Origin of the sequence: Faecalibacterium duncaniae, from assembly GCF_010509575.1 — a bacterium.
GTDB classification, from domain to species: Bacteria; Bacillota; Clostridia; order Oscillospirales; family Ruminococcaceae; genus Faecalibacterium; species Faecalibacterium duncaniae.
The window spans coordinates 265,018-278,884 of sequence record NZ_CP048437.1; the positions used below are offsets into that span (position 1 = coordinate 265,018).

Sequence of the window (13,867 nt, forward strand, 5' to 3'; positions counted from 1 at the left end):
GCTTTCCGCCATGCCAAGGGCCCCACTATTAGGGGGGCTGGCACGCGAAGCGTGACTGGGGGGTTAACCCTGCCAGCTGCTGCGAAGGGGCAGCATCCCGGAGAGGCTTGACATAGAAGCTGTTAAGAAAGGACATGAACGATGAAAGTTTTTGATCTACATTGTGACACCCTGAGCGAGCTGCGGCGCGCGGAGATGCGGGGCGACGGGCAGACCTTTGCCCACAACAACGGCCACATCGATCTGGAAAAGCTGGAGAAGGGCGACTACATGCTCCAGTGCTTTGCCGCCTTTGTGAATCTGGCCGACCCCACCCCGGGCGCGGACCCGCTGGTGACGGCGCTGGAAGAGATCGACGTGTTCAAGCGGATGATGGAGCAGTATTTCGACAGGATCGCCCCTGTCTACCGCCCCGAGGATATCCGCAAAAACGCCGAGGCGGGCAAGATCAGCGGAATGCTGACCATTGAGGAGGCCGGCTGCTGCAAGGGCAGTCTGGGCGTGCTGCGCCGGATGTACGAGCTGGGCGTGCGGATGATGACCCTGACCTGGAACCACGAAAACGAGCTGGCCAGCCCCAACGTGGTGCCCGGCAACGGCCCCATCTGGCCCTGTATGCCCAACACCGAGACCGGCCTGAAGGAGAAGGGCTTCGAGTTCCTGGCCGAGATGGAGCGCCTGCACATCATTGCCGATGTGAGCCATCTGTCCGATAAGGGCTTCTGGGACATTGCGGAGCACAGCACCCGCCCCTTTGCGGCCAGCCACTCCAACTGCCGCGCCCTGGCCCCTCACTGCCGCAACCTGACCGATGAGATGATCCGGGTCATGGCGGAAAAAGGCGGTCTGGTGGGCCTGAACTACTGCGCGGGCTTTCTGGATGACCAGCCCAGCCCCGACCTGTGCCGCAGCACCACGGCCCTGATGGCCAAACACGCCGCCCATTTCAAGCAGGTGGGCGGCATTGAAATCATCGGTCTGGGCAGTGACTTTGACGGCATCGGCGGCAAGCTGGAACTGAGCGACTGCTCCAAAATGCCCCTGCTGGCCGATGCCCTGCGGAAAGAGGGCTTCACCGAGGATGAGGTGGAAGCCATCTTCTTCCGCAACGCACAGCGTTTCTTTGAAAACAACCTGTAATCACCGTTGGTATCTCAGAATTTGTTGATTTTGTTGATTTTGTTGTAGTTGAGAGAACACATGCAACAAAAACAACAGAATCAACAAAAATAATGTCTTAACGGTAAGGATAAAGTATAACGGAAAGTATAGAAAAGTTGAGGGATTCCAGATGGATCAGAATATGACATTGGAAAAGCGCATTGCCGCCGAGCTCTATTCCTATCAGGGCAGGATGAGCGTTTTTGTGGATGACCTGCGCGGCAGCACGGTGGAGATCGGTGCCGACGAGGAGTTCGAGACGGCCTCCACCATCAAGGCGTTCATTCTGGCGGTGCTGTATCTGCAGGCCAGCCGGGGCAGGGCTGACCTGGAGGAGGAGATCACCTACGAGGCCAGCCAGTTCGTGGACGGCTCCGGGATGCTCCGGGCCTTGGGCGTGGGGGCAAAGCTCAAGGTGAAGGACACCGCCACCATGATGATCATCTGCTCGGACAACATCGCCACCAATATGATCATCGATTACCTGGGGCTGGACACCATCAATGCCTGCATCCGGGAATTGGGCTTTGGGCACACCGTTCTGCACAACCCCCTCCACTTTGACCGCTACGACAAGCTGGGCACCACCACGCCCCGGGACTACGCCGCCCTGTTTGCGCAGGTGGCAAAGGGCACGCTGGTCAGCAAAGAAGCCAGCGCCGCCATGCTGGGCATTTTCCGCCAGCAGCACTACAACACCATGCTGACCCACGATTTCCCCCAGTTCTATCTGGACTGCGAGGAGACCGGCGAGCCGGAGCTTATCTGGGTGGCCAGCAAGAGCGGCAGCATGAACGCCTGCCGCAACGACGGCGGCATCATCCACACCCCCTACGGCGAGTATGTGATCGTTCTGATGAACAAGGAGTTCCATGACATCATCGAGTACAACGACCACCCTGCCATGGTCTATGGTGCCCGGGTGTCCCGGATGATCCTGGATCAGATCCTGGCCTGCGAGGGAAAGCTGTATCTGAAGTAAACGAAAGAGTAGGAAAGTAGAACGAATGGAAATTACATTATCATTGCCAATGCTGCTGTTTCTGATGCTGATGACCGGGTTTGCGGGTTTTGTGGACTCGGCGGCGGGCGGCGGCGGCCTGATCAGCCTGCCCGCCTACCTGTTTGCGGGCCTGCCGGTGCATTACACCTACGGCACCAATAAATTCAGCGCGGCCTGCGGCACCACCTTTGCCACGGCGCAGTTCTTCCAGAAGGGAGCCATGAACATCCGGGTCGGCCTGCTGGCGGCTGTGGGCAGCTTTGTGGGCAGCGCACTGGGCTCCCACATCGTGCTCCTGCTCAGCGATCAGGTGCTGCGCACCATGATGCTCATCATCCTGCCGGTGGCGGCGGTGCTCATCCTCTGGCGGCGGGACCTGCCCGACGAGAACCGGGACGACGGCACCCTGAACGCCAAAAAGGCGGTGCTGGCCCTTGCCATCGGGCTGGGCATCGGCCTATACGACGGCATCTTTGGCCCGGGCACCGGCACCTTTGCCATCATTGCCTTTACCACCCTGATGGGCTTTGACCTGCGCACGGCGGGCGGCAACGCCAAGGTGCTCAACCTTGCCAGCAACTACGCCAGCCTGGTAACGTATCTTTCCAGCGGGCTGGTGGTGTTCTCCATCGGCATCCCCTGTGCCATCAGCGGCATTGTGGGCAACCTGCTGGGCTCCCACTTCGCCCTCAAGAAGGGCGCAAAGTTCATCCGCCCCATGATGCTTGTGGTGCTGGTGCTCCTGCTGGGCAAGATCGTTTCGGACGCGGTGCTGTAATGAACGGATCTTCGGCAAAAAACAATTGACGTTTGCAGGAGAATGGACTATAATAGGGCCAGAGGACCGCAGAAAAAAACGAGCGCTGAGGATGATGTTATGAAGATCCGCTACTCGAAGAACGCCATGAAGTTCCTGAATAAGCTGGACAAAAGGTCCGTGCTTCGCATCGTTGCAGGCATTGAGGGGCTGACCCTGAAACCGCCAGCAGGTGATATCAAGGTGATGCAGGGACTGAAGGATGGAACAATGCGGCTTCGGGTCGGAAGCTGGCGCGTGCTTTACCGGTACGGAGAGGAAAACGCGCTGGAGATTCTATTGGTGCTGGATATCGGGAATCGTGGCGATATCTATAAATAAGGAGGTGGCAGGATGTCTGAAATTGCAATGAATGCAGCACACATGATCGATATGCTGCCGGACCCGGACAAGAACCTTGCCTACGAGCTGATCAAAAAGCTGGTACTGGCATGGGACCCGGATTTCACCAAGCTGACCACAGAGGAAGCAAAGCAGCTGGAGGAAGCGAAGGACAGCGGCTTTGTAGATGCCGAAGAGATCGACTGGTCGAAGATCGGACACGAATGAACCAACAAAAAAGAGGAACTGCCGGGAAAGCAGTTCCTCTTTTTGATTGGGTAAGATCAGAAGGTGAAGCCCTCATCGAGGAAGGCCAGGCCGAACGCGCCGGGGCCGGCGTGGGTGCCGATGACACAGCCAATCTGGCGCACAAGAGCCTCGTTCCGGCCCAGATTCTCCTGCAGGTAGGTCTGGATGGGCTGCACCTCGCGGGGGGCGAGGGTGTAACCGGCCAGCGCGTCGGCGCAGGTGCTGATGCCGCCCAGCTCCTCGATCTTCTTGAACAGGGCAACGTAAGCGCCGGGCAGGCCCCGGGCCTTGCCCGCCATAACGACCTTGCCCTCCTTGATGGTGATGAGGGGTTTGATGCCCAGCATCCCACCGGCCACGGCCACGGCGGCGGGCAGGCGGCCGCCCTTGCGCAGATACTTCAGGTCGTCGATGACAGCCACCAGATGCAGATGCTCCTTGGCGTGCTCAAGGGTGGCGGCGATCTGCCCGGCAGTCTTTCCGGCATCCCGCAGCTGAACAGCCAGCCGCACCAGCAGGCTCTCGCCCAGGCAGACGTTCTCGGAATCCACAAAGAGGACATTGTCCACATTGGCCATGTCTGCGGCCAGCCGGGCGCACTGGCAGGTGCCGGACAGCTCATGGGAGAGGAAGATGCCCACCACTTCGTCCCCGGCGGCAGCCGCCTCAAGGAAGAAGCGCTGGAACAGCTCGGGGCTGGGCTGGCTGGTGGTGGGCAGCTTGTGGCAGCGGGCCATCACGCCGTAATACACGGTGGGGGTCATGTCCACGCCGTCCCGGAGCACGGTGCCGTCCTCCAGGGTGACGTTCAGGGGGATGACAGTCACGCCCAGCTGCTCGGCTTCAGCGGGCAGGATGTCGGATGCGGAATCGGTAAGAATGCGGATCATAGTAATACCTCCAACGGGGCCAAGAACGGATAACCCGACCAAATCAATCAAAAAGTCGTATAGGAATATACCAGAGACGACGGGAAATGTCAATTGTTTGAATCAATATTTCTTCGTATTTTCGCAATTCCGCTCCGTTTTCTTGCACAAACGGGCCGGAACATGATACAATGAACATCAGGCATTGCGGGGCGGTGCGCTGTGCGCCCGAAGCGGCGGGACAGCGCGGCCCCAAACGGAGAGGGGACGGAGAAGATGTCAGAACAGAACCGCCGCCTGCGGGCGGCAGGCATCGCGGCACTGGCCTGGGCCGGGCTGGCGGCAGTCTGGTGTGTGCTGGTTCCCGGCGGGGCGGCAGAGCTGCCGCAGGGCGTGCCCGGTACACTGCGCAGCCTGCTGGTGCTGCCGCTGGCCGAGGAGCTGGTGTTCCGGGGGGCGCTGCTGCGCCTGCTGCGGCCGCTGGGGGAGCACCCGGCAAACCTCTGCCAGGCTGTGCTCTTTGCGGCCCTGCACGGAACGCTGACCGAAAAGTGCTATGCGCTGGGCATGGGGCTCATTTTCGGGTGGGCCGCAGAGCAGACCGAAAGTCCTGCACCCGGGGTGGTGCTGCATATCCTGAACAATGGGCTGGTGCTGGCCCGGGCGCTGGCAGAAAGGGGAATGGGATGACCGACTATGAGCTGATGGGCGCGGCGCTGGAGGAGGCCGCACGGGCCGCCGCGCTGGGCGAGGTGCCCGTGGGCGCGGTGGTGGCCCGGAACGGCGAGATCATCGCTGCTGCCCACAACACCCGCGAGACCGAGAAAAACGCCCTCCACCACGCCGAGCTGCTGGCCATTGATGCGGCCTGCAAAAAGCTGGGCGGCTGGCGGCTGTGGCAGTGTGAGCTGTTCGTTACGCTGGAGCCCTGCCCCATGTGCAGCGGCGGCATCATCAACAGCCGGATCAGGCGGGTGGTGTACGGCGCGGCGGATACCAAGGCCGGGTGCTGCGGCAGCGTGACCGACCTGTTCGCCCTGCCCTTCAACCACCATCCGGTGGTGGAACGCGGCCTGCGGGCGGAGGAGGCGCAGGCGCTGCTGCAGGCGTTTTTCCTCCGGCTGCGGGAGCAGCGGGCCGCAAAGCCCCGCTGGAAACCGCCCGTGACCCCCTGAGAACGTGAAAAAAAGTGGGAACTGCGTGAAAAGACGGCGGTTCCCACTTTCTTTTTTCGCCGAATTGTGTTATATTATTTAATGGTAACTTGTCGAAACCACTCGCACAGACCAGCGGGCTCGCCGCAGGACCGGCCTTGACCGGAAAGAGGAGCAGAGCGCAGCCCATGGGTGCGGTGGAGGGCGGGACCTTCCTGCCTGCGGGATTTTTTGCAGGCAGAGAACAAACGGCAGGAGGGCTGACTCTTGTACGATGATGAATTTGAATTGACCTTTGACCTGAGCGATGAGGACAAGGCATCCCGGGCCCCTGCGCCGGAACAGGAGCCGGTGCAGGAAGCTGCGCCGGAACCGGCCGCGGAAACAGAACCGCTGGTGGAGCCTGTGCCGGAACCGGCAGTCCCTGCGGCCAACGGGCGCTGCGTGCTGATCTCGGGCGGCGACCGGGGCATCGGAGCCGCGGCGGCCCGCGCTTTCTGGCAGGCGGGCTACCGGGTGGCGGTGCTCTACCACACCCACGCCGAGGAGGCGGCGGCGCTGGAAAAGGCGCTGCCGGGCCTGCTGGCGGTCCAGTGCGACGTGGCCTCCCGCGCCAGCTGTGAGGTGGCGTTCCACACCGTGGAGCAGGCCGTGGGCCATGTGGATGTGCTGGTGAGCAACGCGGGCATTGCCCAGCAGAAGCTGTTCACCGATATCACCCCGGAGGAGTGGAAGCACATGCTGGACGTGAACCTGAGCGGCGCGTTCCACCTGTGCCAGCTGGCTCTGCCGGGCATGATCCGCCGCAAGGCGGGCCGCATCCTGACCGTGAGCAGCATGTGGGGCCAGACCGGCGGCAGCTGCGAGGTGCATTACTCCGCTGCTAAGGCGGGCCTGATCGGCCTGACCAAGGCCCTTGCCAAAGAGGAGGGGCCCAGCGGCATCACCGTGAACTGCGTAGCCCCGGGTGTCATCGACACCGATATGATGGCTGCCTTTACGGCAGAGGATAAGGCTGCACTGGCCGAGGAGACCCCCGTGGGCCGCCTGGGCAGCGCGGACGAGGTGGCGCAGCTGCTGGTGTTCCTGGCAGGCGAAAGCGCCGGTTACATCACCGGGCAGGTGTTTGGTGTGAACGGCGGCCTGGTGATTTGAACCATCCCGCAGCGGCAAAACTTATGATACGATATCACTTACGGCGCAGCCAGCGCCGCGGTGAAAAGGAGAGAGCGAAATGGGCATGACTTTGAAGGAACTGTTGACGAAGGGCGAAGGCACCCTGACGGCGGGCGAGGCCAAGACACTGGCTTCCCAGTGCCGGATGGATGTGGAAACGCTTTACACGCTTCTGGAGGAGCGCGGCATCAAAATTCTGGATGACGAGGCCGACGGTGACACCAGCCTGGATGTGGAAGGCATCATGGCAGAGGTGGAAAGTGCCGAGGCAAACAGCGATGAGCTGGGCCTGGGCGATGAAAATGAGGACGACCCGGCAGAGGAGAACCCCGCAGACCTGAAGGCTGCCATGGATGAGCTGCTGGATGACCCTGTGAAGAACTACCTCAAGCAGATCGGCCAGATCCCGCTGCTGAGCGCGGAGCAGGAAGTGGACCTGAGCAAGCGCATCCACGCCGGTGCCGAGGCTGCCCACATCCTTCAGGCCGACCGCCAGAAGTACGGCGCGCCTGAGTACATCAAAAAGAACAGCGCCCGCTTCTCGTTCGAGGAGGATGAGAACAGCCGGAGCTATACCGAGGATCTGGACGAGGACGGCAACACCAAGTCCAGCGAGGACGACGAGGAAAAGGCTGCCGAAGAAGAAGCCATGGAGGCCGTGGAGAACGGCCCCCTGACGGAGGAGCGCCGCCAGGAGCTGCTCAAGATCCGCCGTGACGGCCTGAACGCCCGCCGCAGCCTGAGCGAGGCCAACCTGCGTCTGGTGGTCTCCATCGCCAAGAAGCATGTCGGCCACAACCTGGCGTTCCTGGACCTGATCCAGGAGGGCAACATCGGCCTGATCAAGGCCGCCGAGAAGTTTGACTGTGACCGTGGCTTCCGCTTCTCCACCTACGCCACCTGGTGGATCCGTCAGGCCATCACCCGTGCCATTGCGGATCAGGCCCGCACCATCCGCATCCCGGTGCACATGGTCGAGACCATCAACCGGATGCGTCAGGCCACCAACCAGCTGGTCTACCAGAACGGCCACGAGCCCACCCCCGAGGAGCTGGCAAAGGCCATGGATATGAGCGTGGAGCGCGTGCGGGAGATCCAGCGCATGGCGCAGGAACCCGCCAGCCTGGAAAGCCCCGTGGGCGAGGAAGAAGATTCCTCCCTGGGCGATTTCGTGGCCGACGAGAACGCCGAGGCCCCCGGCAAGGCAGCAGACCGCGCCATGGTGGCCCAGCAGATCAATCAGGCCCTCAAGAGCCTGACCCCCCGTGAGGAAAAGGTCATCCGCCTGCGCTTTGGTCTGGACGATGGCCGCCCCCGCACGCTGGAGGAGGTGGGCCGCGACTTCGGTGTCACCCGTGAGCGTGTCCGCCAGATCGAGGCCAAGGCCATCCGCAAGCTGCACAGCCGCAAGTGCCTGGCCCTGCTGAACGGCCTGATCGAGTGATCCTGAACTTACCGCTATGAGAAAGAGCCCTCGCCGGTCTATTCCGGCGGGGGCTCTTTTGGTGGTGCCAAACATATTCTGCCTGCCCGCCCCATATATTCTTTTCAGAACAAAACGGGTGGGAGGGAACGGCATGTTTGTGGTAACGCTGAACAAGACGAGCTTGAAAAAGGTGGGGGCCGGTGCGCTCTGCTGTGCGCTGGTGATTTTCAGCGCCTTTCTGGGGCGGTACATCAGCACCCGCACGGTGGCGGCAGCGGCCGGGGTGAACCGGATCGAGAGCGCGCAGGACATCCAGACCTGGTTCACGGGCTACGGGCTGGATGTGGACGGCACGTCCATTACGGCGGATAAGGTCAAGATCCCCCGCAAGTGGGACGACAGCTTTTCGGCCTTCAACGGGGTGGTGCAGCAAAGCGGGATGGATCTTACCCGCTACAAAGGGAAAACCGTGGAAAAGTGGACCGCCCTGATCCCGGCGGCCAGCAGCGGAGAGACCAGCCGCTACGGCGTGCTGCTGGTCTACCGCAAAAAGGCTGTGGGGGCCTACCTGCTGGAAAAGCCGTCGGGCACGGTGATGGGCCTGAAGGATGCCCAGACCGCAATGGCGCAGGCTGAGCAGCAGGATGCCCAGCAGGTGTCCGGTGAGGATTACAGCGGCGACTGGGGAGAGCGCCATGATGAGGAGCTGGGCGCGGCCGGGCAGAGCCAGCAGACCAGCGGGGAGCCGGACTCCGTGGTGCCCGAGGAGGCACAGTACACCGACCTGCCCCTGGATGCCGAGGGGTATCCTGTCGAATAAATCCGGTGGAAAAATGGGGGCAAAACTTCTGTTCAATAGCACCAAAATTTCTGGCTAAAAATCAGCAATATGGAATGATGAAAAAATAACGAAGCGGGTTTATAATAATAGTAGCATCCCGCAGCAAAATCGGCTGCGTCCGGAGTGGCAGGACCGTCCGGATCTGAAACGGGATGAAGTAAGGAGAAAATGATTATGAAGGAATTCCAGTATACTGTTAAGGATGCATGCGGCATCCACGCTCGTCCGGCCGGTCTGCTCGTGAAGGTGGCCAAGGGCTTTGCCAGCACCGCTACCCTGGAAAAGGACGGCAAGAGCTGCGACCTGCGCAAACTGATGGCTCTGATGGGCATGGGTGTCAAGCAGGGCGACACCGTGACCGTGAAGGTGGAGGGCGACGATGAGGCCGCCGCTGCCGAGGCCATTCAGAAGTTCCTGACCGAGAACGTCTGATCTTTGAATCTGCGGACAAAAGCCCTTGCGGGAGACCCTGCGGGGGCTTTTTCGCACTAAATTCTCAACAAAGGAGAGAGAACGATGCAGGTAGGAACCGGTAAAAGCATCCTGAATGGCATTGCCATCGGCAAGCTGAAAATTTACAAGAAAAAAGATACCGTGATCTCCACCGCCCAGGTCGCGGACACGGCGGCAGAGGAAGCCCGCTTTGAAGAAGCCCGGGCCAAGGCCATTGACCAGCAGACTGCCCTGTATGAAAAGGCACTGGCCGAGGCAGGCGAGGACATTGCCGAGGTGTTCAACATCCATGCCATGATGCTGGATGACGATGACTTTGTGGATGCCATCAAGGAGATCATCAACGGCCAGCACATGTGTGCGGAGTATGCCGTCAAGAAAGCGGGCGACAACCAGGCCGCCGTGTTTGCCGCCATGGACGACCCCTATTTACAGGCCCGCAGCGCCGATGTCATCGACATTGCCCAGGCCATGCTGGACATCCTGCAGGGCGTGGACAATGCCACCCTGCAGGGCACGGAGCCCAGCATTCTGGTGGCGGAGGACCTGGCACCCTCGGAGACGGTGCGGATGGACAAGAGCCTGCTGCTGGGCTTCATCACCCGGGAGGGCAGCTCCAACAGCCACACCGCCATTCTGGCCCGCAGCATGAACATCCCCGCCCTGATCCAGTGCAAGGAGATCCAGGAAGATTGGGACGGCAAGATGGCTGTGGTGGACGGCTACAACGCCTGCGTGTATGTGGACCCCACTCCCGATCTGCTGGAGAGCCTGAAAAAGCGCCAGCAGGAGGACCAGAAGAAGCTGGCCCTGCTGGCCGAGCTCAAGGGCAAACCCAACACCACGCTGGACGGCAAGACCGTGCAGGTCTTTGCCAACATCGGCGGCATGAGCGATGTGGGCGCGGTCCAGCAGAACGACGCGGGCGGCGTGGGCCTGTTCCGCACCGAATTCGTCTACCTGAACTGCACGGATTACCCCACCGAGGAATACCAGTTCGAGGCCTACAAGCAGGTGTTGGAAAGCCTGGCCCCCAAAAAGGTGGTTGTGCGCACCTGTGATATCGGTGCGGACAAGACTGTGGACTACATGAAGCTGGACCACGAGGACAACCCCGCGCTGGGCTACCGCGCCATCCGCATCTGCCTGACCCGCAAGGATTTCTTCAAGACCCAGCTGCGGGCCCTGCTGCGCGCTTCTGCCTACGGCAACATGAGCATTATGTTCCCCATGATCACCAGTCTGCGGGAGCTGCAGGATGCCAAGGCCGTGCTGGAGGAGTGCAAGGCAGAGCTGACCGCCGAGGGCAAGAAGTTCAGCGACAAGATCGAGGTGGGCACCATGATCGAGACCCCCGCCGCAGTTCTGGTGGCGGACGATCTGGCCCAGGAGTGCGATTTCTTCTCCATCGGCACCAACGACCTGACCCAGTACACCTGCGCGCTGGACCGCCAGAACGCCAAGCTGGAGCCCTTCTTTGATCCCCACCACCCCGCTGTGCTGAAGGCCATCCGGATGACCATTGAGGCGGGCCACCGCCACGGCATCTGGGTGGGCATCTGCGGTGAGCTGGGCGCGGATACCGCTCTCACCGAGACCTTCCTGCGGATGGGTGTGGACGAGCTGTCCATGAACGCCAAGAGCATCCTGCCCGTGCGCAAGATCATCCGCGGTGTGGATCTGAGCAAGCCCTCTGCCAAGAATGTCTGAGTTCCCCTGACGGAACTGTAAAAGGGGCTGCTGCGGCGCTCTCTGCCAACCAAAGTGTTGGCAAAGGGGCGCGCGGCAGCTCTTTTTTGATTGCAACAAGAAGCAAATTCACAAAACTGCCGCCTGACAAGCCGCAGTTTCATGGGTGAACGCTTCACAACGGTAAAGCTGGGTGCTATACTATACCTAAGTCGTATTTTTTGAACGTACCTCTGGAGATGAAAGATAGATATGACGCAATTCCTGATCCGCCGGTTCATCCGGCATCCCAATAACCCCCAGGACCCTGCTACCCGCACGGCCTACGGCAACCTTGCCAGCGGTGTGGGCATGGCCTGCAACCTGCTGCTCTGCCTGGGCAAGCTGCTGGCAGGCACCCTGTTCGGCTCCATCGCCATCATGGCGGATGCTTTGAACAACCTCTCGGACGCTTCGTCCAACGTGGTCAGTCTCATCGGCTTCCGGCTGGCCGCCAAGGCCCCGGATGCCGAGCATCCCTACGGCCACGCCCGCTATGAATATCTGGCCGGTCTGGTGGTCAGCGTGACCATCCTGGGCATCGGCTTTTCCCTGCTCAAGGAGTCGGTGGTCAAGGTGTTCCACCCCACCCCCGTGGCGTTCAGCTGGCTGAGCGTGGGCGTGCTGGCCGCATCCATCCTCGTCAAGCTCTGGATGAGCGGCTTCAACCGCACCATCGGCCGCACCATCGGCTCCGAGACCCTGATGGCCACCGCCGCCGACAGCCGCAATGATGTGCTGACCACCGGCGCGGTGCTGATCTCCACCGTGGTCTGCAGCCTGACGGGCTGGGCGCGGCTGGACGGCATCATGGGCGTGGCCGTGGCAGCTTTCATCCTCTGGTCGGGCTGGGGGCTGGTCATGGACACCCTGAGCCCCCTGCTGGGCGAGAGCCCCAGCCCGGAACTGGTGGAGCACATTGAGCAGACGGTCATGGGCTACCCCGGCGTGCTGGGGATGCACGACCTCATGGTGCACGATTACGGCCCGGGGCATCAGTTCGCCTCCCTCCACATCGAGTTCCCGGCAGAGACCGACCCGCTCAAGGCCCACGATGTCATCGACAACATCGAGAACGATTTTATAAAGCGGGACGGCCTGCAGGTGACCATTCACTATGACCCCATCGTCACCACCGATGCGGCGGTGGGCGTGCTGCGCACCCGCCTGATGGAAAAGGCCCGCCAGCTCGACCCCTGCCTTTCGATCCACGACCTGCGCATCGTGCCGGGTGATACCCATACGAATGTCCTGTTCGATCTGGAGTTCCCGGCGGGCTATACCGGGAACAAGGACGAGATGCTGGCCGCCATGTGCCAGTTCGTCCATGAGCAGGACCCGAAATACAGCTGTGTGGTGAAAGTAGAGCAGAGCTATGCGTCTGCTGCCCACGAAAAATAAATTTGTGTTTTAGAGGGGAAGAAACTTATGCTGAACGAGACTTACCGCGGGATGCTGGCCCACAAGAGCGTCATCCGCGAGACCTTTATGTACGGCAAGCAGCGCGCGGCCCAGATTGGTTACGAGAACGTGTTTGATTACTCGCTGGGCAACCCCAGCGTGCCCTGCCCGGAGCGATTCACCGCCGCCATGCAGGAGCTGCTGGCACAGGAGGACCCGGTGGTCCTGCACGGCTACTGCCCCAGCCAGGGCGACCCGGAATTCCGCACCGCCGTGGCGGCCCACCTGAACAGGACCTTCGGCCTGCCCTATGCGCAGAAGGATATCTTTCCCACCACGGGCGCGGCGGGTGCCATTGCCCACGCTGTGCGCGCCGTGACCCGGCCCGGGGACGAGGTGCTGACCTTTGCCCCCTACTTCCCGGAGTACGGCCCCTATGTGGAGGGCACCGGTGCCCATCTCAGGGTGGTGCCGCCCCAGGCTCCGGCCTTCCAGCCCAATCTGGAGGCCTTTGAGCAGATGCTGACCGAGAAGGTCACCTGCGTCCTCATCAACACCCCCAACAACCCCACCGGTGTGGTCTACTCTGCCGACACCCTGACCCGGCTGGCGGAGATCCTGACCGAGAAGAGCAGGGCCTACGGCCACAACATCTTCCTTGTCAGCGACGAGCCCTACCGGGATATCGCCTTTGATGGCAGGGCTGTGCCCTACCCGGCGGCGTTCTACCCCCACACCCTGACCTGCTTCTCCTTCTCCAAGAGCCTGAGCCTGCCCGGCGAGCGCCTGGGCTACGTGGCCGTGCGCCCCGGCTGTGAGGGCGAGGAGGTGCTGGTGGATATGATGGCCCAGATCTCCCGCTTTACCGGCCACAACTGCCCGCCCAGCATCATCCAGCGCGCCGTGAGCCGCTGCCTGGATGTGACCAGCGACCTGAGCGTCTACGAGACCAATATGGATCTGCTTTACAACAAGCTGAAAGCGCTGGGCTTTGAGGTCGAGCGGCCCGGCGGCACCTTCTATCTCTTCCCCAAGGCACTGGAGGAGGATGCCAACGCCTTCTGCCGCAGGGCCCGGGAATTTGACCTGCTGCTGGTGCCCAGCGATACCTTTGGCGTAACGGGCTATGTCCGCCTTGCCTACTGCATCGACACCGAACAGGTAAAGCGCAGCCTGCCCGCGCTGGAAAAGCTGGCGGCCGCGTATCAATAAAGCCGAACCTCCCGGCAGAGCATCTGGCAGTGCAGCCGGGGGTCACAGTATTTTTT

The 13,867-nt window shown here is 61.5% G+C and carries 15 protein-coding genes; 14 read left to right on the forward strand and 1 reads right to left on the reverse strand.

Features of this window, described 5'->3' with window-relative positions:
- Window positions 1-141 precede the first annotated feature (141 nt).
- The 5 genes from GXM22_RS01190 (at window position 142) to GXM22_RS01210 (ending at window position 3,530) form a co-directional block, all read left to right on the forward strand.
- Entirely contained in the window at window positions 142-1,140 is a 999-nt protein-coding gene (locus tag GXM22_RS01190) for a dipeptidase (RefSeq protein WP_005930233.1), read from the forward strand.
- Between the two features lie 151 nt (window positions 1,141-1,291).
- A complete protein-coding gene (locus GXM22_RS01195; protein ID WP_005930230.1) occupies window positions 1,292-2,143 on the forward strand; it encodes a serine hydrolase in 852 nt (283 codons plus the stop codon).
- A gap of 25 nt (window positions 2,144-2,168) precedes the next feature.
- Complete coding sequence (locus GXM22_RS01200) at window positions 2,169-2,942, forward strand: TSUP family transporter (RefSeq protein WP_035393400.1); 774 nt, start codon at window positions 2,169-2,171, stop codon at window positions 2,940-2,942.
- Window positions 2,943-2,984: 42 nt separating this feature from the next.
- Entirely contained in the window at window positions 2,985-3,302 is a 318-nt protein-coding gene (locus tag GXM22_RS01205) for a type II toxin-antitoxin system RelE family toxin (RefSeq protein WP_005930223.1), read from the forward strand.
- Window positions 3,303-3,314: 12 nt separating this feature from the next.
- Entirely contained in the window at window positions 3,315-3,530 is a 216-nt protein-coding gene (locus GXM22_RS01210; RefSeq protein ID WP_005930220.1) for a hypothetical protein, read from the forward strand.
- Window positions 3,531-3,586: 56 nt separating this feature from the next.
- Here the strand turns inward: GXM22_RS01210 and GXM22_RS01215 are convergent, their stop codons facing one another.
- Window positions 3,587-4,441: a DegV family protein gene (locus GXM22_RS01215; RefSeq protein WP_035393397.1), complete on the reverse strand. Its 855-nt coding sequence runs from the start codon at window positions 4,439-4,441 to the stop codon at window positions 3,587-3,589.
- Window positions 4,442-4,696: 255 nt separating this feature from the next.
- Here GXM22_RS01215 and GXM22_RS01220 point away from each other — a divergent pair, with 255 nt between their 5' ends.
- The 9 genes from GXM22_RS01220 to GXM22_RS01260 all read left to right on the forward strand — a co-directional run bounded on the left by GXM22_RS01220 (window position 4,697) and on the right by GXM22_RS01260 (window position 13,811).
- A complete protein-coding gene (locus GXM22_RS01220) occupies window positions 4,697-5,110 on the forward strand; it encodes a CPBP family intramembrane glutamic endopeptidase (RefSeq protein WP_099357259.1) in 414 nt (137 codons plus the stop codon).
- Window positions 5,107-5,595 (forward strand): nucleoside deaminase, encoded by a 489-nt coding sequence (locus tag GXM22_RS01225; RefSeq protein ID WP_005930211.1) that lies wholly within the window; start codon window positions 5,107-5,109, stop codon window positions 5,593-5,595. Before GXM22_RS01220 ends, GXM22_RS01225 begins: the two co-directional genes overlap by 4 nt.
- Before the next feature lie 246 nt (window positions 5,596-5,841).
- Window positions 5,842-6,729: an elongation factor P 5-aminopentanone reductase gene (gene ymfI / locus GXM22_RS01230; RefSeq protein WP_005930205.1), complete on the forward strand. Its 888-nt coding sequence runs from the start codon at window positions 5,842-5,844 to the stop codon at window positions 6,727-6,729.
- 79 nt (window positions 6,730-6,808) lie between these two features.
- On the forward strand, window positions 6,809-8,194 hold the full coding sequence (locus GXM22_RS01235; protein WP_005930202.1) for an RNA polymerase sigma factor: 1,386 nt from the start codon (window positions 6,809-6,811) through the stop codon (window positions 8,192-8,194).
- Window positions 8,195-8,327: 133 nt separating this feature from the next.
- Window positions 8,328-8,996 (forward strand): DUF4830 domain-containing protein, encoded by a 669-nt coding sequence (locus GXM22_RS01240; protein ID WP_005930199.1) that lies wholly within the window; start codon window positions 8,328-8,330, stop codon window positions 8,994-8,996.
- 189 nt (window positions 8,997-9,185) lie between these two features.
- Window positions 9,186-9,449: an HPr family phosphocarrier protein gene (locus GXM22_RS01245; RefSeq protein ID WP_005930193.1), complete on the forward strand. Its 264-nt coding sequence runs from the start codon at window positions 9,186-9,188 to the stop codon at window positions 9,447-9,449.
- 84 nt (window positions 9,450-9,533) lie between these two features.
- A complete protein-coding gene (gene ptsP / locus GXM22_RS01250; RefSeq protein ID WP_005930190.1) occupies window positions 9,534-11,180 on the forward strand; it encodes a phosphoenolpyruvate--protein phosphotransferase in 1,647 nt (548 codons plus the stop codon).
- 231 nt (window positions 11,181-11,411) lie between these two features.
- Complete coding sequence (locus tag GXM22_RS01255; protein ID WP_005930187.1) at window positions 11,412-12,599, forward strand: cation diffusion facilitator family transporter; 1,188 nt, start codon at window positions 11,412-11,414, stop codon at window positions 12,597-12,599.
- A 27-nt stretch (window positions 12,600-12,626) separates the two neighbouring features.
- Window positions 12,627-13,811 (forward strand): pyridoxal phosphate-dependent aminotransferase, encoded by a 1,185-nt coding sequence (locus tag GXM22_RS01260; RefSeq protein WP_005930185.1) that lies wholly within the window; start codon window positions 12,627-12,629, stop codon window positions 13,809-13,811.
- Window positions 13,812-13,867: the final 56 nt, after the last annotated feature.